Raw genomic sequence first — 19,825 nt, 5'->3', positions numbered from 1 at the left:
GGGAATGGACAGTTCTGAAGATATGGTAGAAGCGGCCCGCAAGCGGCTGCCTGAAGTCACATTCGAGGTGGCCGATATCGCACGTTGGAACGGCAACGGACCCTATGACGTCATCTTGGCCAATGCCGTCATCCAGTGGCTTCCCGATCACGCCACGCTCTTGCCGAATCTGATCAGCAAGCTGGCAACGGGTGGTAGTCTTGCCGTCCAGATCCCTAACAATCTCGATGAGCCAACGCATCGGCTGATGCGGGAAATCGCATCCGACGGGCCATGGGCCGCCAAGTTGTCGGCAGCGGCTGGCCAGCGGTCGCCCCGGCAAAGCGCGGAATGGTATTATCGCGTATTGCGCCCAATATCCTCCAAGGTCGATATCTGGCAAACCACCTATCACCACCCACTCGCCGGTGGTGCGCCAGCCGTTGTAGAATGGTTCAAGGGGACGGGTCTGCGGCCATATCTTGATCCACTTGATGAAAATGAACGGGCGGCCTATCTCGAACGATACACACGGGCGGTCGCAAAGGCTTATCCGGCACTGCCGGATGGCACTGTCCTTCTCCCCTTTCCACGGTTGTTCATGGTCGCCACGCGCTGAAAGCAAACTTTCAAAACACGCAAAGCAAACTTCCAACGCAAATGGCGGCCAATTGGCCGCCATTTGCATTTAGAGTTTCAAAATGCTGACATCAGGCAGCCTTAATTAAATACCTTTCCCCAGTCAGTTGAAAGACGTGTTCTGTAATGACACTGCAATCATTGCACGCCAGAACGGACCAGTATTTCAGCCAGAGAGCCGTATGGTTTATTATCGAACAACATCTGCCGCATGTGGCAAGGCGCCCTATGGTTTTGGCGCCTGGAGCCAACCAGCGCTTGCTATCAGCCTTATTATCCTGTGGGCAGCACTGGCTATCCTTTTCAACCATGTGCCGGAGATCGATAAATCAGTCACGTCACTGTTCTTTTTTGCGTCTGATTGCGTAACGACTATTGGTGCCAAGATTTGTGGAGATTTCCCGGCGGCAGAGGTTCCTCTCCTCAAGACATTGCGGCGCGCTTTTTATGCGCTTCCAATCGTGGCAGCTTCCGTGATTGTCACGATTGCCTTGCGCGATCTCGCCTCCGGTCTGCGCTGGAGCCATGAAAGAATCCGCATCTCAACCGTGGCCCTCATCACACTGGCCGTAGGACCCGGACTGCTGGTCAATGCTTTCATGAAAGAATTCATTGGACGTCCTCGCCCGGCGAACGCCCTGCTTTTTGGCGGCGAACAACCCTTCGTGGCAGCTGCGCAGTGGTCGAATGCCTGCCAGCACAATTGCTCTTTCGTTTCGGGAGAGGCCGCGGGCATAGCCTGGCTTATCTGTCTACTCCCTCTGTGGCCACATGAAGTCAGGCGAAGACTGGCATTGCCCATAATGGTCATCATCATTGTCACCGACGTGCTGCGGGTTGCTTTCGGTCGGCACTACATTTCCGACGTGATACTGGGGTCTCTCTCAACGGTGATCGTCTTTTGTGTGTTGACCTGTCTTTGCGAGATGTGGACCTCGCGCCGCTTTCCACTGCCTGATACGCGCGATCAAAGCTGATCTTGCCAACATTGCCCCAACTGATAAAAGAACCCCACCTTCATTAAAACGACAGCAGGGCTGCCAGGCAGTCAGGGAAACAGAATGAACAAGTGGAAAGACGTCAAGAAAGTCGTGCTGGCCTATTCGGGCGGTCTCGATACATCGATCATCCTTAAATGGCTGCAAACGGAACTCGGCGCAGAAGTCGTTACCTTTACCGCTGACCTTGGTCAGGGCGAAGAGCTGGAACCAGCGCGCAAGAAGGCCGAGATGCTCGGCATCAAGGAAATCTATATCGAGGATGTGCGCGAAGAGTTCGTCCGCGATTTCGTCTTTCCGATGTTCCGCGCCAATGCCGTCTACGAAGGCGTCTATCTGCTCGGTACATCCATTGCCCGCCCATTGATCTCAAAGCACCTCGTGGAAATTGCCGCCCGTACCGGCGCCGACGCAATCGCCCATGGCGCGACCGGCAAAGGCAATGACCAGGTGCGCTTCGAACTTTCCGCCTATGCGCTGAACCCCGACATCAAGGTTATCGCCCCATGGCGTGACTGGACTTTCAAGTCCCGCACCGACCTTATTGAATTTGCCCGTGAGCATCAGATCCCGATCGCCAAGGACAAGCTCGGCGAAGCTCCGTTCTCCGTCGATGCAAATCTCTTGCATTCGTCTTCCGAGGGTAAGGTTCTCGAAGACCCGTGGCAGGAGGCGCCTGAATATGTGCATCAGCGCACCATTTCGCCCATGGATGCACCCGACAAGGTGACCGAAATCGAGATCGCGTTTGAAAAAGGCGATGCCGTGGCCATTGATGGCAAGCCGCTTTCACCGGCAACACTGCTGAAGACCCTCAACGATCTGGGCCGTGACAACGGCATTGGCCGTCTCGATCTGGTCGAAAATCGCTTTGTTGGGATGAAATCACGCGGCGTCTATGAAACACCCGGCGGTACGATCCTGCTCGCGGCGCACCGCGCCATGGAATCGATCACGCTGGATCGCGGTGCGGCCCATCTCAAGGATGAGTTCATGCCCCGCTATGCGGAACTCATCTACAATGGCTTCTGGTACTCACCGGAGCGCGAGATGCTGCAGGCCATGATCGACAAGAGCCAGGACGATGTGGAAGGCGTCGTGCGCCTCAAGCTCTACAAGGGCAATGTGATGGTATCGGGCCGCAAATCGAAGAAGTCGCTCTATTCCGATGCACTCGTCACCTTTGAGGATGATCGCGGCGCCTACGACCAGAAGGATGCAGCGGGCTTCATCCGCCTGAACGCCCTGCGCCTCCGGACACTGGCCGCGCGCAAGCGTAACAGTTGATTTTAGCAAAATGCAGATGATGACGGGGCGCGAGCCCCGTTTTTCGTTTGGGTGCCAAGCTTTCTGGCACTGTTGACTTGTGGTCGCTCTATTGCCGCCTTAGATGTTAGAACCACAGTTCATCATCTATGCCGGAGCTTTCCCATGTCCTTAGAAAAAACGTCTAACAACCCTGCATTGACGGACTGGACCGGACCGCTCGGGCTCCCTGATTTCACAGCCTTTACAGACAACGATTTCGCTCCAGCCTTTGACGCAGCTCTTGCGGCTGATCTTGCCGATGTGGAAGCTATCGTCAATCATCACGAAGCGCCGACCATTGAGAACACGCTGAAGGCATTGCAACTATCAGGTGAGGGTCTGGATCGCGTTTCCTCCATTTTCTGGTTACGCGCCGGTGCGCACACCAACGAGGCGATTCAGGCACTGGAGCGCGTCTTCGCGCCCAAATTGTCGCGCCATTACTCATCAATCATGATGAACCCGCAGCTGTTTGCCCGTATTGATTCGCTCTACGAGCAGCGGGATTTCCTTGGCCTCGATGCGGAAACCGACCGCGTTCTGGAAAAGACATGGAAAGGCTTTGTACGCAGCGGTGCGCGGCTCGATGAGCAAGGCAAGACCCGTCTTGCCGATATCAATGAAAAGCTGGCCAGCCTCGGTGCGCAGTTCGGTCAAAATGTCCTCAAGGACGAAGCTGATTGGGCGCTGTTCATAACCGATGAAGCACAGATGAAAGGTTTACCCGATTTTGTCCGCGCCGCCATGCGTGGCGCTGCTGAAGAACGGGACCGGCCAGACGCCTGGGCCGTCACCCTCTCCCGTTCGATCATTGAGCCCTTCCTTTCCTTTTCAGAGGACCGTTCCCTGCGCGAAAAGGCGTTTCGAGCCTGGGCCGCACGCGGCGAGAACGGTGGAGCAACGGATAATCGCGCCATCGTTGCCGAAATGGTGTCGCTGCGTGCCGAAAAAGCCAAGTTGCTTGGATATCACAGCTTTGCTGCCTACAAGCTTGACGATACTATGGCCAAGACACCCAAGGCCGTCATGGATCTGTTGGAACCTGTCTGGGACAAGGCGCGCAACCGGGCTGCTGAAGAAGAGATTGATCTGGAACGCTTGATCGCTGCAGAAGGCCGGAACCACAAGGTGGCGCCGTGGGACTGGCGCTATTACGCCGAAAAGCTACGCACCGAGCGCTTTGCCTTCGACGAGGCGGAACTCAAGCCCTATCTCCAGCTCGAAAAGATTATCGAAGCCTGCTTTGATGTGGCTACGCGTCTTTTCGGCATCCGCTTTGAAGAAAAGACCGGCATTCCAACCTGGCATCCCGATGTGCGCGTCTGGGAAGTGCAAAATCCTGACGGCAGTCGTCGTGGCCTTTTCCTCGGCGACTATTTCAACCGGCAATCCAAGCGCTCGGGTGCATGGATGAGCGCGTTGCAATCGCAGCACAAGCTTGATGGCGGCCAGAAGCCGATTATCTACAACGTTATGAACTTTGCCAAACCTCCAAAGGGTGAACCAGCGCTTCTTTCGCTGGATGGCGCACGCACGCTTTTCCACGAGTTTGGTCATGCGTTGCATGGCCTCCTGTCAGATGTGACATGGCCTGCCGTATCGGGAACCTCGGTTTCACGGGATTTTGTCGAACTGCCATCACAGCTTTACGAACATTGGCTGACGGTGCCGGAAGTTCTGGAAAAATACGCTGTTCACTATCGGACCGGTGAAGCCATGCCAAAGGCGTTGCTCGACAAGGTACTTGCAGCCAACACGTTCAATGCCGGTTTCAATACGGTGGAGTTCACCTCCTCCGCACTGGTCGATATGGCCTTCCATGCGGACGGCACGCCGCCAGTTGATCCGATCCAATTTGAAGCTGATACGTTGAAGAGCCTCTCCATGCCTGACGCCATCATCATGCGTCATCGCACCCCGCACTTTACCCACGTATTCTCAGGCGATGGTTACTCCGCCGGTTACTATTCCTACATGTGGTCGGAAGTGCTTGATGCCGATGCTTTCAAGGCGTTTGAAGAGACCGGCGATGTTTTCAACGCTGAGCTTGCCAAGAAACTGAAGCAATATATCTATTCGGCCGGCGGCAGCCGCGATCCGGAAGAATTGTACAAGGCCTTCCGCGGCAAGATGCCAACACCTGACGCGATGATCGAAAAGCGCGGTCTCGCCTGAAATCAAAAAACCCGCCGCACTCGGTAGAGCGCGGCGGGTTTTTCTGATCGATCAAGCCTTGGCAAATGCCAGGAGATCCTTGTTGAGTTGATCCTTGTGGGTCGTTGCCAGACCATGCGGTGCGCCCGGATAGATCGTCAGCTTCGAGCCTTTGACCAAAGTTGTGGCGATCTTGGCCGAGTCGTCGATTGGCACGATCTGATCGTCATCCCCATGGATAAACAGGGTCGGTATGTCGAACTTCTTCAGATCTTCGGTGAAATCCGTTTCCGAGAATGCCTTGATACAATCAAGTTCATTCTTCAGCCCACCCTGCATACCTTGAAGCCAGAAGGCATCGCGTACACCTTGCGAAACCTTGGCGCCCGGACGATTGGCTCCATAGAACGGTGTCGTCAGATCCTTGAAGAATTGCGAGCGATCAGCAGCAACACCATCGCGAATGCCATTGAACACTTCGATCGGCAGACCACCGGGGTTGGCTGCTGTTTTCAACATCAGCGGTGGCACAGCGCCGACCAGCACAGCCTTGGCCACGCGCTTGGTGCCATGGCGACCGATATAGCGGGCAACTTCACCACCACCCGTTGAATGGCCAACGTGAATGGCGTCTTTCAGATCAAGCTTTTCGACAAGTTCGGCCAGATCGTCGGCATAGGTATCCATGTCATTGCCGTTCCACGGCTGACTGGAACGGCCATGGCCGCGCCGGTCATGCGCAATGGCACGGTAGCCATTCGAGGCGAGGAAAACCATCTGATCTTCCCAGGCATCGGCATTCAGCGGCCAACCATGGCTGAACACAACCGGTTGTCCTTTGCCCCAGTCCTTATAGTAAATTTCGGTGCCATCTTTCGTCGTGAATGTTGTCATGACCTTATGTCCTTTGACTGGCTCTCTGGATTTGGTTTTGTTCGGCTTGTCTGCTGCTTGCGCATCGCCGACCTTGAGACTGACGGCAGCAACAAGACCTGCACTTGCTGTCAGAAAGGAGCGGCGGGACGTCAGAAGAGTTTCGTTCTTGCTCATGGTCGTCATTCCCGTGAACCGCTGGATTAATCGCGGCCTAGTTGATGGAGATACGAACGTTCAGATTGCTGCGGGTGGCTTCCGAATAGGGGCAGACGATGTGTGCGCCATCGACGATTTCGCGTGCAGTTGCCGCATCAATGCCGGGCAATGTCACCGCCAGAGCAACATCAAGGCCAAAGCCTTTGCCGTCTTCGCGCGGGCCAATGCCAACTGTCGCAGTAACCGATGTTTCATCGGACAATTTGATTTTCTTCTGCGAGGCAACGAACTTCATTGCACCGATGAAGCAGGCTGAATAACCGGCGCCAAACAACTGCTCGGGATTGGTGCCTTCCGCCCCATTGCCGCCGAGTTCCTTCGGTGTCGACAACGTCACTTTCAGGCGGCCATCCTCACTGGATGCACGGCCATCGCGTCCGCCGGTTGCTGTCGCTTTGGTGGTGTAGAGAATGCTCATGGTGGGCTCCTTGGGTTGTATCGATTATTCGATGCATATTAAGTTGCACACAATTGAATTGCGCGCAATAGAAAATTACATATGAGTTACGAAAAATTAAATGGTGCGCAATTTAATTGCTTTGTGTATGTTAGGCGGCAATGCGGACGGAGTAATGACAATGGAAAAGGCAGGCATGAACAATCAGGAATCTCTCCTCAAGCTGGAGAACTTCCTCTGTTTCGCTATCTATTCCACCGCCAACGCGGTGACGCGCGCCTATCAGCCTCGTCTTGCTGCGCTGGGCCTGACCTATCCGCAATATCTTGTGATGGTCGTCCTGTGGGAAGAAGAAAACCAGACCGTGAAGGCAATCGGTGACAAGCTCAGTCTGGATTCAGGTACGCTGACGCCTCTGCTCAAGCGATTGGAAGCCGCGGGGCTGATTACACGCCGCCGCGACACGGTGGATGAGCGTCAGGTCTTAATTGGTCTAACTGCTGATGGGCGGGCGATGCGCGCACAGGCCGAGGCCGTACCTATTGCCATGGGTAAGGCCTTCGGATGCACTATGGATGAGGCAAAATCCCTGAGATCGGAACTGATCACCATGCGGGACAATCTGGTGGAAAGTATCGACGAGGTAAAATAGCGACCGATCAAGCCGCTTTTTGTATTGGCAATTGCAGGCGGATACGCGCACCACGCCACGGTCCGGTCAATATATCGACACGCCCACCATGCAATCGGGCAATCTGACGGGTGAGGTTAAGGCCGAGACCAGCCCCGCTGGAGCGAGGGCGCAGACGATAGAAGGGCTCGAACACGTGTTCATGCTCTTCCTCCGGAATACCCGGTCCTTCATCACGAACTTCAATACCGCCCGCCTCGTCAACCAATACGGTAATAGTTCCCTTCCCGTCGCAATGTTCGATTGCATTGCGGATGAGGTTTGCAACAGCCTGTTCGATCTGCAACGTGTTGACCTGAACATAGACGGGCTTTGCCGGTGGTTCGAAGGAAAGATCGTAACCGGCAGCAATTGCCAAAGGCGCAAAATCTGCCGCGATCTGACCAGCCAACGGCACAAGATCGACAACCTCACCCGGTCCAACCGGCTGGTCAAGCAATTGACGGTCGAGCAATTGCTGCGCCAGATGCGACAAACGCTCGATATCCTGGAGCAAACGCGCACTTTGCGGATCTTCCGTCAAAAGCTCGGCTCGCGTTCGCAGGATCGCAATGGGCGTACGCAGCTCGTGTGCCGCATCCGTCAGAAAGCGATTGTGCTGATCATAGCCTTGGCCAAGCCGGGCAAGCGCGTGGTTGAAAGCCTGAACCAGCGGCGTAATTTCCAGCGGCACCTGTTCGATGGGCAGTTGCATGGCACGGTTATTGATATCAATACGTCCCGCCTGAGTGGCCGTTGCAACAAGCCCAGCCAGCGACCGGCGCACAACTGCTGGCGTTGTAACCAGCGTTGTCACGCCCATCACGATGATAATGGGCAAAAGCAGTGCGATGATAACGATAATGAGAACTGGAACGACCCTTATCCAGGCCGTACTACCATCCGGATTTCGCGCCATGTCCACTTGCATATCAATATTGATTTCCAGGCCCTCATTTTCATCGCGAGATGCCCGCGTAGAGGTGATGACCTGTATGGGGCCGGCCTTGGTATCGATTTTTGAGACGACAGCTTCAGGGCGCAAATCCCCCTCGCTAAAGCCGAGAGTTGCGTGGTCTACGGCCTTCAAAAGATCGCTGGTATCATTCTCATAACCAACGGGAATATCGCCCTGCTGTACGGACTGCCCGTTTGTATCGCGCGCAATGAACCAAAGTCTGGGGAACTCCTCGCGGAATGCATTCAGTTCTTCAGTCTCACGCACGATCAGCTTGCCGTCGGCATCCCGGTCGATTGCGCTTTTCAGAAGATCCACAGCCGCTTCATTATCGACAAGCAACTTTGGATTGGCCACCCACAAGACCAGCGAAAACAGCCCGATGAAGATAAGCAGCGTCGTTGCCTGCAGCACAATGAGCCTGCGAACCAGAACCCATTGCAACGAGCGCGGACGGATTTTCTTCATGCAGTTGCCCGTAACAGATAGCCAAGATTGCGTATAGCCCGGATCTCGACGCCTGCGGCCACATCTTCCAGCTTGCGCCGCAGTCGTGACACGTGGGCGTCAAGCGCATTCGAGCCAATCTCATCATCCATGGCATAGACTGATTCTTCGAGCGTGGCACGCAGGACCGTACGCCCCGGCCGGCGGATCAAGGTCTCAAGCACCAGCCTCTCCCGCCGCGGCAATTCCAGTGGCTGATCATCTATGAGCGCTTCACGGTGGCGGAAATCATAGGTCAACCGGCCAATGACTGTCTGCTCTGCACGTAGGGTGAATGGACGCCGGTGCAGTGCACGCAGGCGGGCCATCAGCTCTTCCGTGGCAAACGGCTTGACCATATAGTCATCCGCACCTGCATCCAGTCCGGCAACACGATCATTGAGGCTGCTCATGGCCGTCAGCACGATCACCGGCGCATCAACATGCAGGGCCCGCAGACGTGGAATGAGACTCAAACCTTCTCCATCCGGCAACCGTCGATCCAGCACCACAGCGTCGTAGGGACCAAATTTTGCCATAGCCTCGGCATCGGCCAATGTCGATACGTGATCGACGATCACATCGCGACGCTCCAGCGCGGCTTTCAGGACCGAAGCCATCTCAGGCTCGTCCTCAAGCAGCAAGATGCGCATTGAAATTCTCCATTGGTAAAACACCGGCACTAAGGCCCGCGTGTGGTGACAAAATCTTTATCATGACTCGCAGATAAATGCAGTGTTGCTCGCACTGTATGATCCGCCCATCATTCACACTCCAGCTTTGGCTTGCGGAAATTGGTGATGTACCAGCGACCACCGGACGAACGGGCGTAGAATGTATAAAAACATTCCTTCTGCTCGACATAGCCGGGCGTTTCCGTTTCCACATAACGCCTGCCATGCCGTGTATCGCGGACCTCACCGCTGGATGTGCCTGAAACAGCATTGGTCGATATCTTGCGCCACTGATAAGCGCGCTCTCCCGGACCAAGATCGAGAACTTCGGTCGGCGGGCCGTAATCGATAACCACCGATTCAACCGGCTGCCCGATATAATTCTTCATGATGTCGGACGCACATCCTGCCAAAATCAATGCGCTAACTACAAAACCGGCTCCGATAACCCGTTTGCAATTACGGGCATTGTGCATGGACATATGGAAACCCCCATCGACAAAACTTATGCCCGGCAACTAGGCTGCGAAGATTGCATCGACATTACCTGAGGGTTGCAGTGATATGACTGCCGCTTCACAAATCATTGCAGAGCGCATCAACTGTCAGAAAATTTCGCAGAAAGCTTTCCATCTTTGCTGAACTTGCGCTAAGAACCCGCCATCCCTTTCAAACGCTCCTAGAGGTTTCCCCGAAATGGCATCGAAAAAGCTCCTTCTTCTTCCCGGCGACGGTATCGGACCCGAGGCAATGGCCGAGGTCCGCAAGATCATCGCCTATATGAATGCTGAACTCAAAAGCGGCTTTGAACTGGACGAGGGCCTTGTCGGTGGCTGCGCCTATGACGCCCATGGCAAGGCGATTTCGGATGCCGACATGGCAAAGGCCATGGCAGCAGATGCAGTTCTCTTCGGCGCTGTCGGCGGTCCAAAGTGGGATAGCGTCCCCTATGACGTGCGTCCGGAGGCTGGCCTTCTGCGCCTGCGCAAGGATATGGAACTCTTCGCAAATCTGCGCCCTGCCATCTGCTATCCGGCACTTGCCGACTCCTCTTCCCTCAAGAAGGACGTGGTCGAAGGTCTCGATATCCTGATCGTGCGTGAATTGACCGGCGGCGTCTATTTTGGCGAACCCAAGGAGATCGTTGATCTCGGCAATGGTCAGAAACGCGGTATCGATACGCAGGTTTATGACACCTACGAAATCGAGCGTATTTCCGGTGTTGCCTTCGAGCTGGCGCGCACGCGCCGCAACAAGGTTACATCAATGGAAAAACGCAATGTGATGAAATCCGGCGTTCTGTGGAACGAGGTGGTTACCGCCACGCACAAGGCACGCTATTCCGATGTTCAGCTTGAACATATGCTGGCTGATGCCGGTGGCATGCAGCTGGTTCGCTGGCCTAAGCAGTTCGATGTGATTGTCACCGACAATCTCTTCGGCGACATGCTGTCGGATATTGCCGCGATGCTTACCGGTTCGCTCGGGATGCTTCCCTCCGCCTCTCTCGGCGCGCCCGATGGCAAGACCGGCAGCCGCAAGGCGCTTTATGAGCCAGTGCACGGTTCTGCCCCTGATATCGCGGGAACTGGCGCAGCCAACCCGATTGCCATGATTGCATCTTTCGCCATGTGCCTGCGCTACTCCTTCAATATGGTTGAAGAAGCGGACCGGCTGGAAGCTGCGATTGCCGGTGTTCTTGGCGACGGTATTCGCACGGCTGATATTATGTCCGAAGGCAGCACCAAGGTTGGCACCACCCAGATGGGCGATGCGATCCTTGCCAAGTTCAAGGCGCTCGCTGCCTGATCGGCGGTATCTTATTGAAAAACCCGGCGCGAGTGATCGCGCCGGGTTTTTTATCAGCCTCAAATCACTTGATGTCGTTCAGATCCTGTCCCTTGGTCTCACGGACGAAGATCAGACCGATGATCAGTGTCATGGCGGCGATAACAATCGGATACCACAGGCCGTAGTAGATATCGCCCTTAGCCGCACTCATCGCAAAAACGATTGCCGGAACCAGACCGCCGAACCAGCCATTGCCAATATGATAGGGCAATGACATGCCGGTGTAGCGAATGCGGGTCGGGAACATCTCGACCAAAATCGCAGCAATCGGGCCGTAAACCATCGTCACGTAGAGCACGAGAACGAACAAAATGGCGATGGTCATCGGCCAGTTCACGGCCTTGGGGTCGGCAACCACGCTGAACGCGCCGCCATTGGCGATCGTGTAAACAGCCATCTCGGTGGCACCGGCTGCCTGTTCCGCGGTAAGCAGCTTGTCCTTAACGAGATTGGCAACCGGCGTGACGGCCTTTTCACCGGCACGAATGGCAGCAGCATCAAGATTGAGTTCCGGATTAGCTTTGACGAAGCCATCCAGCTTCACGTCCGGGACCTTGGCAGCAGCCCGCACCAGCGGGAACCCGGCCTTTTGCAGGGCAAGGTTCAGGTCATGCGTCAGGACCGCATTCTTGGCAGTTGCATCCGCACCGGCGGCAACAGCGTCGTAGGACGGGATGACCGTATCGCCAAGCTTGATCGTGGCTGGCTGGCCAGCAGGGCCATTGACAACGTCGTAGGGTACGGAACTTTTGGACAAAAACGACGTGGCAATATCGCACGAACTGGTGAACTTGGCATTACCAACAGGGTTGAACTGGAAGTTACAGTCACCCGGCGCTGCGGTCACAGTTGCACGAACCGTTGCTTCGGCCTGTGCCAATGCCGGATTGGCGGCCTTGGTCAGCGCCTGAAACAGTGGGAAGTATGTGAGGATTGCCAGAGCGAGACCAGCCATGATGATCGGCTTGCGGCCAATCTTGTCCGACAACCAACCGAAGAAGACGAAGAAGCCGGTGCCGAGCAGCAGGGCTATCGCAATCATGATATTGACAGACTGTCCATCGACCTTGAGCACGTTCTGCAGAAAGAACAGCGCGTAGAACTGACCGGAATACCAAACGACAGCCTGACCGGCAGTCAAACCGAACAGCGCAAGCAGAGCGATCCGGGCATTTTTCCACTGACCGAACGCCTCCGTCAACGGCGCTTTGGAGCCCTTGCCTTCTTCCTTCATCTTTTTGAACGCAGGCGATTCACTCAAGGAGAGACGAATCCATACGGAAATGCCAAGCAACACAAAGGAAAGAACAAAGGGAACGCGCCATCCCCATGCAGCAAACGCTTCCTTGCCAAGCATGTTCTGAACAATCAGAATAACTATCAATGACAAAAACAGACCGAGCGTTGCGGTGGTCTGAATCCAGGAGGTGTAGTAACCGCGCCGGTTGTTTGGCGCATGTTCCGCGACATAGGTTGCCGCACCGCCATATTCTCCGCCAAGTGCCAATCCTTGCAACATGCGCAGTACAATCAGGATGATTGGTGCTGCAATACCCAGCGTTGCAGATCCGGGAAGAAAACCGACCAGAAAGGTCGACGTACCCATAATCAGGATGGTGACAAGGAACGTATATTTACGTCCGACCAGATCACCAATGCGGCCAAAAACCAACGCTCCAAATGGACGAACAAGAAAGCCTGCTGCAAAAGCCAACAACACGAAGATGTTACGGGTTGTTTCAGGGTACTCATTAAAAAAGGCCTGACCTATGAAAAGACCTAGTGAGCCGTACAGGTAAAAGTCGTACCATTCGAAAACAGTTCCAAGAGAAGAAGCGAAGATAACTTTCTTCTCTTCTCTCGTCATAGCCCGGCTGGCGTCGCCAGCCACAGAAGTGGTCGCCATTTCTATTCCTCCCAGAAAACAGCATTTGCCCGGCCCCAAGGTCCGGTCATATCTTCAGTTTTTGTCACTGCGCAGGATTTCATTGGCCAAGCCCATTGGCTTCAACTGATCTCACGCCGGTGAATGTCCTCCGGAACTCTCCCCCCAAAGGTCATGCACCCCATGCACCGCCCAAGTGTTGAACAAATATTCACGAAAGCAAAGACTGCTTTTGGCAGCAAAAGTCCAAAATTGTGTGTAACGCGACATATTCTTATCTTTTGCATGGACAATTGACTCTTTTTGGAAAGCGGATACAAGCGTGTCAGGTTAAGGAGACGCCCCCGTGAGCAGCGAATCAACTGCACACTTTTTGACGAGCGGTTCCGGCTTTCATGCCGGATGCGCAGGCGCGTCTGTTCTTTCCACCAAAATGTCGGCCAAAACGACCACAAAAACGGTCTGATTTCCCTTGGCCTGCTCGCCCCCTCCCGGGTCCGGCCCGGGGGAAAAGACCCGCAGTGGCCAGCGGGTTTTTTGCAAAGAGCGGTGAGGGACAGGAGATAGCACATGAGTTTCAAGGTTGCGGTTGTAGGTGCCACGGGCAATGTGGGCCGCGAAATGTTGACAATACTGGAAGAGCGTGGCTTTCCAGTGAGTGAAGTTGTTGCGCTTGCCTCGCGCCGGTCACAGGGTACCGAAGTTTCCTTTGGCGACCGCACACTGAAGGTCAGGGCCCTCGACACCTATGATTTTTCCGACACCGATATCTGCCTGATGTCGGCTGGCGGCAATATTTCCAAGGAATGGTCACCGAAGATTGGTGCGCAGGGCTGCGTCGTCATCGATAATTCTTCCGCCTGGCGTTACGATTCCAACGTTCCGTTGATCGTTCCGGAAGTAAATCCCGATGCCATCGTCGGCTTTACCAAGAAGAACATCATTGCCAACCCGAATTGCTCGACTGCCCAGCTCGTCGTGGCTCTGAAGCCACTGCACGATAAGGCAAAGATCAAGCGTCTTGTCATCTCCACTTATCAGTCCGTTTCCGGCGCCGGCAAAGAAGGCATGGACGAACTCTTCCAGCAGTCACGCGCTGTCTTTGTTGCTGATCCTGTCGAGGCCAAGAAATTCACCAAGCGCATAGCCTTCAACGTCATTCCGCATATCGACGTCTTCATGGAAGATGGTTACACCAAGGAAGAGTGGAAGATGGTCGCTGAGACCAAGAAGATGCTTGATCCCAAGATCAAGCTGACGGCGACATGCGTGCGTGTACCTGTTTTTATCGGTCATTCGGAAGCCGTCAACATTGAGTTCGAAAGCCCGATGAGCGCAGAGGAAGCCCGCGATATCCTGTCCGATGCTCCAGGATGTCTTGTCATCGACCGGCATGAAGATGGCGGTTACATCACGCCTTACGAGGCAGCGGGTGAAGACGCGACCTATATTTCGCGTATCCGTGAGGACATCACTGTCGAGAATGGCCTATCGCTTTGGATTGTTTCTGACAATCTGCGCAAGGGTGCCGCGCTTAACACCATTCAGATCGCCGAGCTTCTGGTGGCTCGTGGGCTGATCCAGCCCAAGCAGCTTGCAGCTTAAACAGGCAATGCCGCAAAAAAGAAAGGGCGCAGTTTCTGCGCCCTTTTTCTTTGAATAATCGATAGTATCAACAGGCTTAAACCTGCATGGTTCAGCGCTTAAGCCCAGGGATGCCTTTGGGCATTGGCCGCTTCAAAGGTGTCGATCTTCGAGGCTTTTTCCATGGTGAGACCAATATCATCAAGACCGTTCAGCATACAGTAGCGACGGAATTCATCAAGGTCGAAACTGATCTGACCGCCATCAGGACCCCTGATCGTCTTCTCTTCCAGATCGATCGTCAGCGTTGCATTGGCACCGCGCTGTGCATCGTCCATCAGCTTGTCGAGATCCTCATGGCTGACACGGATCGGCAGAATGCCGTTCTTAAAGCAGTTATTGTAGAAAATATCGGCAAAGCTGGTCGAGATAACGCAGCGGATGCCGAAATCGAGCAACGCCCAAGGCGCATGCTCACGACTGGAACCGCAACCAAAATTATCACCGGCAACCAGAATCTGCGCCTTGCGATAGGCTGGCTTGTTGAGGACGAAATCCGGATTCTCCGAGCCGTCTTCATTGAAGCGCATTTCGGCAAAAAGTCCGGTACCAAGTCCTGTGCGCTTGATCGTCTTCAGGTAATCCTTGGGAATGATCATATCCGTGTCGATATTGATGATCGGCAACGGTGCGGCAACGCCGGTGAGCTTGGTAAACTTGTCCATAATCTCTGCCTGTGGTGTTCATAAGATGAGTATGTTGGCTTTACACCAGCTTGGCGGCAAATCAAAGACCTTCCGCCTGTGGCAGATTGGGGCAGTCAGCTGCGCATGATTGCTCTTGTCTTGGCTCACAGATCAATGCAAAAAAGTGACATGCGCAAAACGTCTCACCCTCGCCGCTCGGTTCTTTACGTTCCCGCCTCAAATGCCAAGGCTCTCGCCAAGATTGCCAGCCTTGATACTGATGCGGTTATTTTTGATCTGGAAGATGCTGTTGCGCCGGATGCAAAAGATGAGGCCCGCGAGGCTTTGCGCGATTATTTCCGTGCCAATCCGGCAAGCAAGGCTGAACGGATCATTCGTATCAATGCGCTTGCAAGTGAGTGGGGCGCCGAAGATCTTCTGGCTGCGCGGGCCTGCAAACCCGACGCAATCCTTTTGCCGAAAGTCGAGACACCGCATGATATAACCGGCGTTACCGAAATACTCGAAGAGACCGATGCTTCAGAAAATATCAGGCTTTGGGCGATGATCGAGACACCGCGCGGCATTCTGAACGTGGATGAGATCGCTGAGCTTGGTTTACGGTCCACGGGTCGTCTTGATTGTTTTGTCGTCGGCACCAATGATATCGCCAAGGAAACGGGTATGAGTCTGAGCGAAGGCCGTTCCTATCTCATACCATGGCTGATGCAGATCGTTCTTTGCGCCAAAGCCGGGCGCCTTGATGTCATAGATGGCGTCTATAACAACTTTGCGGACACTGCCGGTTTTGCAACTGAATGCACTCAGGGCTCGAAAATGGGCTTTGACGGTAAAACACTTATCCATCCCTCGCAGATCGATGCAGCAAACCGCGCTTTTCAGCCGGATGAGGCGGCCCTTACAGAAGCCGAATCCATTGTTGCAGCCTTCGCCTTGCCTGAAAATGCTGGCAAGGGGGCGATTGCCCTGAATGGAAAAATGGTTGAACGCCTGCATCTCGCCAATGCGGAAAAGACGCTGGCGAAAGTGCAAATCAAAGGAGACAAAGCATGAAACTGTACCGCTTTTTGACCGGCCCCGATGATGCCAGCTTCTGTCATAAGGTTACGGCTGCCGTTAATAAAGGTTGGCACATTTACGGCTCGCCTACCTATGCCTTCAACTCCGTCACCGGCACAATGCAGTGTGGCCAAGCGGTGGTAAAGGATGTTGATGGGGTCGATTATGATCCGGGTATCAAGCTCAGCGACTATTAAGCCGCAGCATTACTCAGGCGGCTTTTCGGTGCTCCATATTGCTGCTCTGACATATCCATTGTGGGTCTTCGTCTTGAGAGCAGCCTTTCCCGCAATCGCTGATTAGTCGACGCTTGCTTCAATCCGTTCCATATCCTCATCTGAAAGGCCGAAATGGTGGCCAATCTCATGGATGAGAATGTGCGTGACAATATCGCCCAGAGCCTCCTCATATTCGGCCCAATAATCAAGGACAGCACGACGATAAATAGTGATTTTATTGGGCTGTTCACCCGTCTGTAGCGAAAAACGTTCACCGATTCCCCGGCCTTCGAACAGGCCAAGCAAATCAAACGGCGATTCCAGACCCATATCTTCAACGATTTGGTCCTCGGGGAATTCGGATACCTGAATGGTGATATCACCGCAGAGAGCTCGAAAATCCTCCGGCAGATGCGCATAGGCTTCAATCGCAAGGGATTCGATTTCGCTCAAAGCCGGTGACAAGCGATGAGTCCAATCTGCAGTTTGGTTACTTCTGGCCATTAAAACTCCCGGAGCACTTTTCGCTTGATATAGTGCTTTTACACCAAGGATGCGAGTGCCATGCGAACTAGCTCCGCGAAGGCACCAGAAGCCGTTCCATGCGCCGGAAGCTTTCTGCAAGGACCGTTGGGTCTTTCAAGCCATGGGCAAGCATGATGCCGCCCTGCCACTCCGCCACCGCATTGCGCGCTGTTGCAAGCGCCGTTGAAGGCCGCAGTCCCGTTCTCCCGAGTTCTCTTCCGATAAATCCGATGAGAAGACTGAAAACTTCCGCAGCCCGTTCAGCCGCCTGCGGTGATTCATGTCGAAAGTCGCGAATGCCCAAGGCGATCGGACACCCGTTCTCCACTCGGCTTTTTAGGGAATGCGCCAGTTTTTCAATGAGTAGCTGCAGACGCTTGCGCGGCTCCTGATCCGCTTCAACAATTTCCGTCAGCATATCCTCGGTTTCAGCCACGAAAATATCAGCAACACCGCGCGCCAACTCGGCCTTGGTCTTGAAGTAATAATAAATATTGCCAAGCGGAATGCCGGACTCCGCTGCGATATGCGCAAGGCTTGTCACCGCAAAACCCCGACGCCAGAACAACCCGGCGGCTGTAGCGACAAGAATATCGCGTTTGTCATTCCGCTTGGTCAAGGAACCGCCTCTGATTCAGTTATTCAACTGACTCATATTCTCACAGTTTCCGTGAAAAATGGAGTTAAAATATCTAATCTTCGATGGTCCGCGCCTCTGATGGCAGCATGATCGGGATGCCGTCGCGGATGGGATAAGCAAGATGCGCCGATTTTGAAATCAGCTCCGACTTTTCTTGATCGTAGACAAGGGGCCCCTTGGTCAAGGGGCAGACCAGAAGCTCTAGCAACTTGCGATCTATTGCCGGTTCGCGTTTTGGTTCAATCACGGGTGCGCTCCCTTGAAGTGGGTCATTGCAGGTTTGACCCAAAATCATCTTTGTCTTTTGCCAGCATGATTTCAGTGATTGCAATCAGAGTCTCAGCTCTGGTTTTCAGGTCGGCCGCTTCAAGCAGGGCTTGTTTTTCCGCCGCACCAAAAGGCGACATCATTGCCAGTGCATTCACCAGCGTTTCGTTGCCCGCACGGGAAATACCATCCCAATCCGCTTCAAGATTATTTGCATCAAGATAAGCCCTGAAAACACGCAGCAGAGCAGTGCGATCCACTTCCGAATCATCTGCCTCGTCGAGATCAGCCAGAAGCGGCGCGATCTTGCACTGCCGGAACGGTGTTCTGCTGGACAATTCCTTGACAATCCGAAAGCGGCAAATGCCCTGCAACGTGATCAAAAGACGGCCATCGCCTGTCTCAGCAAAGGACGTGATGCGGCCAAGGCACCCGACCTCGCATAATTCATCCGTTTCCTCTTCGCCCTGATCGAAGCGGGGCTGGATCATACCAATAATACGCTTACCGCTCAGAGCAGCGTCCACCATCGCCAGATAGCGCAGCTCGAAGATGTTCAAAGGCAGTTGCCCGCCGGGGAGCAACAGTGCTCCCGAAAGAGGAAAAATCGGTACACTTTCCGGAATATTCTCCAGCGTCCGATAACGAACATTGCCTGCTTGCATTACCAGCTCCAGTGATTGATCCGCTGAAACACGGACCGATCGCTATTGTGCCCTATTTTATTCAGGAAAACAGCAGGGAAGACAGTTTCCGGCGCGCGGTAAGTGACGCTGGATCAGCCGGCCCCCATGCTTCGAAGAACTGCAACAGCTGTTTGCGGGCACCATCATCGTTCCACGCGCGATCGGCCTTCATGATGGCAAGAAGATGATCGGCAGCCTCGTCACGCTCTCCGGTGGCGTTCAGGATCATGGCGAGATCATAACGTGCCTGATAATCCTTTGGATCAGCTTTAAGCCTTGCTTCCAAAGCAACGGGATCACCCAGTTTGGCCACCTGATCGGCCAAGGCGATCTTTGCTTCTGCTGCCCGTACGCCGGCATCTTCCTTCTTATCCGCTGGAACCTGCGCCAGAACGGCCTTAGCCTGATCGAGATCACCAAGCTCGATCAGGCAATTTGCCAATCCGGCAAGCGCGCCGACATGATCAGGCACCTCGTCAAGAACCGCGGAGTATATCTGGGCAGCCTGTTCGGCATCACCGGCCGCAACCGCTTGTGTCGCCGCATCCAGCGCTGCCTGGATGGCCGCATCCCTGTCACCATCGGGTGATGCAATACGATCGATGAATTCCTGCACCTTGGATTCAGGCAGGGCACCCATGAAACCATCGACAGGTTTGCCGTCCGAAAAGGCAATTACAGCCGGTATAGATTGAATACCCAACTGACCGGCGATCGCCGGATGTTCGTCAATGTTCATTTTAACGAGCTTTACACGCCCGCCAGCGGCATTCACCACCTTTTCGATGATAGGGGTCAGCTGCTTGCACGGACCGCACCACGGCGCCCAGAAATCAACCAGAACCGGTTGGTTCTTCGATTCGGCAATCACATCGGTAGCAAATCCTGCGGTGGTTGTATCCTTGATCAGGGCGCCCACAGGTTTTGAGGGCGCAGATGGAGCCGAGCCGCCATAGGATACGGTCGTCGTGCCAGACGCGCTGCCATAGCCGCCACTGAACGGGTTATCTGTATTGCTCATGAAAGTTCTCCCGCATCCGCTGGTCAC

21 protein-coding genes are annotated in these 19,825 nt (G+C 54.4%); 9 read left to right on the top strand and 12 right to left on the bottom strand.

Features of this window, described 5'->3' with window-relative positions; all coding sequences use genetic code 11:
* From AB4Y96_RS16990 to AB4Y96_RS16975, 4 genes are all read left to right on the top strand, one after another.
* Positions 1-598, top strand: a 598-nt coding sequence (locus AB4Y96_RS16990) for a methyltransferase domain-containing protein (protein WP_441918577.1), incomplete at its 5' end; no start/stop codon positions are given.
* Positions 599-800: 202 nt separating this feature from the next.
* Positions 801-1,595, top strand: a complete 795-nt coding sequence (locus AB4Y96_RS16985) for a phosphatase PAP2 family protein (RefSeq protein WP_441918576.1) — start codon at positions 801-803, stop codon at positions 1,593-1,595.
* Between the two features lie 84 nt (positions 1,596-1,679).
* A complete protein-coding gene (locus AB4Y96_RS16980; RefSeq protein ID WP_441918575.1) occupies positions 1,680-2,903 on the top strand; it encodes an argininosuccinate synthase in 1,224 nt (407 codons plus the stop codon).
* Between the two features lie 144 nt (positions 2,904-3,047).
* The gene (locus tag AB4Y96_RS16975) at positions 3,048-5,099 is read left to right on the top strand and encodes a M3 family metallopeptidase (RefSeq protein WP_441918574.1); all 2,052 of its coding nucleotides are present in this window, start codon (positions 3,048-3,050) and stop codon (positions 5,097-5,099) included.
* A gap of 51 nt (positions 5,100-5,150) precedes the next feature.
* Here AB4Y96_RS16975 and AB4Y96_RS16970 read toward each other — a convergent pair whose 3' ends face one another.
* Complete coding sequence (locus tag AB4Y96_RS16970) at positions 5,151-5,972, bottom strand: alpha/beta fold hydrolase (RefSeq protein WP_441918582.1); 822 nt, start codon at positions 5,970-5,972, stop codon at positions 5,151-5,153.
* A gap of 193 nt (positions 5,973-6,165) precedes the next feature.
* Positions 6,166-6,588, bottom strand: a complete 423-nt coding sequence (locus AB4Y96_RS16965) for an organic hydroperoxide resistance protein (protein ID WP_441918573.1) — start codon at positions 6,586-6,588, stop codon at positions 6,166-6,168.
* A gap of 154 nt (positions 6,589-6,742) precedes the next feature.
* Between AB4Y96_RS16965 and AB4Y96_RS16960 the strand changes: the two genes are divergently transcribed.
* Positions 6,743-7,219 carry a MarR family winged helix-turn-helix transcriptional regulator gene (locus AB4Y96_RS16960; protein ID WP_441918572.1) on the top strand — a complete coding sequence of 159 codons (477 nt, stop codon included), beginning with the start codon at positions 6,743-6,745 and terminating at the stop codon, positions 7,217-7,219.
* Positions 7,220-7,226: 7 nt separating this feature from the next.
* Here AB4Y96_RS16960 and AB4Y96_RS16955 read toward each other — a convergent pair whose 3' ends face one another.
* From AB4Y96_RS16955 to AB4Y96_RS16945, 3 genes are all read right to left on the bottom strand, one after another.
* The gene (locus AB4Y96_RS16955; RefSeq protein ID WP_441918571.1) at positions 7,227-8,663 is read right to left on the bottom strand and encodes a sensor histidine kinase; all 1,437 of its coding nucleotides are present in this window, start codon (positions 8,661-8,663) and stop codon (positions 7,227-7,229) included.
* Positions 8,660-9,334 carry a response regulator gene (locus tag AB4Y96_RS16950; protein ID WP_091879399.1) on the bottom strand — a complete coding sequence of 225 codons (675 nt, stop codon included), beginning with the start codon at positions 9,332-9,334 and terminating at the stop codon, positions 8,660-8,662. Before AB4Y96_RS16950 ends, AB4Y96_RS16955 begins: the two co-directional genes overlap by 4 nt.
* Positions 9,335-9,444: 110 nt before the next feature.
* On the bottom strand, positions 9,445-9,831 hold the full coding sequence (locus AB4Y96_RS16945; RefSeq protein WP_244518306.1) for a hypothetical protein: 387 nt from the start codon (positions 9,829-9,831) through the stop codon (positions 9,445-9,447).
* A gap of 220 nt (positions 9,832-10,051) precedes the next feature.
* Here AB4Y96_RS16945 and leuB point away from each other — a divergent pair, with 220 nt between their 5' ends.
* Entirely contained in the window at positions 10,052-11,164 is a 1,113-nt protein-coding gene (leuB, locus tag AB4Y96_RS16940; RefSeq protein ID WP_441918570.1) for a 3-isopropylmalate dehydrogenase, read from the top strand.
* Positions 11,165-11,228: 64 nt separating this feature from the next.
* Here leuB and AB4Y96_RS16935 read toward each other — a convergent pair whose 3' ends face one another.
* Positions 11,229-13,112: an MFS transporter gene (locus AB4Y96_RS16935; RefSeq protein WP_441918569.1), complete on the bottom strand. Its 1,884-nt coding sequence runs from the start codon at positions 13,110-13,112 to the stop codon at positions 11,229-11,231.
* Between the two features lie 549 nt (positions 13,113-13,661).
* On the opposite strand from AB4Y96_RS16935, the gene AB4Y96_RS16930 reads away from it, so the two are divergent.
* Positions 13,662-14,696 (top strand): aspartate-semialdehyde dehydrogenase, encoded by a 1,035-nt coding sequence (locus tag AB4Y96_RS16930; protein WP_091879392.1) that lies wholly within the window; start codon positions 13,662-13,664, stop codon positions 14,694-14,696.
* Between the two features lie 98 nt (positions 14,697-14,794).
* Here the strand turns inward: AB4Y96_RS16930 and leuD are convergent, their stop codons facing one another.
* Positions 14,795-15,400: a 3-isopropylmalate dehydratase small subunit gene (leuD, locus tag AB4Y96_RS16925; protein WP_091879391.1), complete on the bottom strand. Its 606-nt coding sequence runs from the start codon at positions 15,398-15,400 to the stop codon at positions 14,795-14,797.
* Positions 15,401-15,505: 105 nt separating this feature from the next.
* On the opposite strand from leuD, the gene AB4Y96_RS16920 reads away from it, so the two are divergent.
* A complete protein-coding gene (locus tag AB4Y96_RS16920) occupies positions 15,506-16,435 on the top strand; it encodes an HpcH/HpaI aldolase/citrate lyase family protein (protein ID WP_441918568.1) in 930 nt (309 codons plus the stop codon).
* Positions 16,432-16,638 carry a DUF1737 domain-containing protein gene (locus AB4Y96_RS16915; RefSeq protein ID WP_091879388.1) on the top strand — a complete coding sequence of 69 codons (207 nt, stop codon included), beginning with the start codon at positions 16,432-16,434 and terminating at the stop codon, positions 16,636-16,638. The genes AB4Y96_RS16920 and AB4Y96_RS16915 overlap by 4 nt, the downstream gene beginning before the upstream one ends.
* Positions 16,639-16,740: 102 nt before the next feature.
* On the opposite strand, the gene AB4Y96_RS16910 is transcribed toward AB4Y96_RS16915, so the two are convergent.
* The 5 genes from AB4Y96_RS16910 to trxA all read right to left on the bottom strand — a co-directional run bounded on the left by AB4Y96_RS16910 (position 16,741) and on the right by trxA (position 19,798).
* The gene (locus AB4Y96_RS16910; RefSeq protein WP_441918580.1) at positions 16,741-17,163 is read right to left on the bottom strand and encodes a metallopeptidase family protein; all 423 of its coding nucleotides are present in this window, start codon (positions 17,161-17,163) and stop codon (positions 16,741-16,743) included.
* Between the two features lie 67 nt (positions 17,164-17,230).
* Entirely contained in the window at positions 17,231-17,803 is a 573-nt protein-coding gene (locus tag AB4Y96_RS16905; RefSeq protein ID WP_091879385.1) for a TetR/AcrR family transcriptional regulator, read from the bottom strand.
* 73 nt (positions 17,804-17,876) lie between these two features.
* Positions 17,877-18,071 (bottom strand): Trm112 family protein, encoded by a 195-nt coding sequence (locus AB4Y96_RS16900; RefSeq protein ID WP_112522786.1) that lies wholly within the window; start codon positions 18,069-18,071, stop codon positions 17,877-17,879.
* A 22-nt stretch (positions 18,072-18,093) separates the two neighbouring features.
* Positions 18,094-18,756 carry an LON peptidase substrate-binding domain-containing protein gene (locus AB4Y96_RS16895; RefSeq protein ID WP_091879382.1) on the bottom strand — a complete coding sequence of 221 codons (663 nt, stop codon included), beginning with the start codon at positions 18,754-18,756 and terminating at the stop codon, positions 18,094-18,096.
* 61 nt (positions 18,757-18,817) lie between these two features.
* Positions 18,818-19,798: a thioredoxin gene (gene trxA / locus AB4Y96_RS16890; RefSeq protein WP_441918567.1), complete on the bottom strand. Its 981-nt coding sequence runs from the start codon at positions 19,796-19,798 to the stop codon at positions 18,818-18,820.
* Positions 19,799-19,825 lie beyond the last annotated feature (27 nt).

This window comes from Phyllobacterium sp. TAF24 (genome assembly GCF_052113785.1).
In the GTDB taxonomy this organism is placed as follows: Bacteria; Pseudomonadota; Alphaproteobacteria; order Rhizobiales; family Rhizobiaceae; genus Phyllobacterium.
This window is presented reverse-complemented; position numbering and strand designations above follow the sequence as displayed.

Coding starts and splice junctions, on each gene's coding strand:
- AB4Y96_RS16910 (WP_441918580.1), bottom strand. CDS start 17,163: ATGGCCAGAAGTAACCAAACTGCAGATTGGACTCATCGCTTGTCACCG.
- AB4Y96_RS16945 (WP_244518306.1), bottom strand. CDS start 9,831: ATGCACAATGCCCGTAATTGCAAACGGGTTATCGGAGCCGGTTTTGTA.
- AB4Y96_RS16935 (WP_441918569.1), bottom strand. CDS start 13,112: ATGGCGACCACTTCTGTGGCTGGCGACGCCAGCCGGGCTATGACGAGA.
- AB4Y96_RS16950 (WP_091879399.1), bottom strand. CDS start 9,334: ATGCGCATCTTGCTGCTTGAGGACGAGCCTGAGATGGCTTCGGTCCTG.
- AB4Y96_RS16970 (WP_441918582.1), bottom strand. CDS start 5,972: ATGACAACATTCACGACGAAAGATGGCACCGAAATTTACTATAAGGAC.
- AB4Y96_RS16965 (WP_441918573.1), bottom strand. CDS start 6,588: ATGAGCATTCTCTACACCACCAAAGCGACAGCAACCGGCGGACGCGAT.
- leuB (WP_441918570.1), top strand. CDS start 10,052: ATGGCATCGAAAAAGCTCCTTCTTCTTCCCGGCGACGGTATCGGACCC.
- AB4Y96_RS16980 (WP_441918575.1), top strand. CDS start 1,680: ATGAACAAGTGGAAAGACGTCAAGAAAGTCGTGCTGGCCTATTCGGGC.
- AB4Y96_RS16955 (WP_441918571.1), bottom strand. CDS start 8,663: ATGAAGAAAATCCGTCCGCGCTCGTTGCAATGGGTTCTGGTTCGCAGG.
- AB4Y96_RS16975 (WP_441918574.1), top strand. CDS start 3,048: ATGTCCTTAGAAAAAACGTCTAACAACCCTGCATTGACGGACTGGACC.
- AB4Y96_RS16960 (WP_441918572.1), top strand. CDS start 6,743: ATGACAATGGAAAAGGCAGGCATGAACAATCAGGAATCTCTCCTCAAG.
- AB4Y96_RS16920 (WP_441918568.1), top strand. CDS start 15,506: ATGATTGCTCTTGTCTTGGCTCACAGATCAATGCAAAAAAGTGACATG.
- leuD (WP_091879391.1), bottom strand. CDS start 15,400: ATGGACAAGTTTACCAAGCTCACCGGCGTTGCCGCACCGTTGCCGATC.
- trxA (WP_441918567.1), bottom strand. CDS start 19,798: ATGAGCAATACAGATAACCCGTTCAGTGGCGGCTATGGCAGCGCGTCT.
- AB4Y96_RS16895 (WP_091879382.1), bottom strand. CDS start 18,756: ATGCAAGCAGGCAATGTTCGTTATCGGACGCTGGAGAATATTCCGGAA.
- AB4Y96_RS16930 (WP_091879392.1), top strand. CDS start 13,662: ATGAGTTTCAAGGTTGCGGTTGTAGGTGCCACGGGCAATGTGGGCCGC.
- AB4Y96_RS16985 (WP_441918576.1), top strand. CDS start 801: ATGGTTTATTATCGAACAACATCTGCCGCATGTGGCAAGGCGCCCTAT.
- AB4Y96_RS16915 (WP_091879388.1), top strand. CDS start 16,432: ATGAAACTGTACCGCTTTTTGACCGGCCCCGATGATGCCAGCTTCTGT.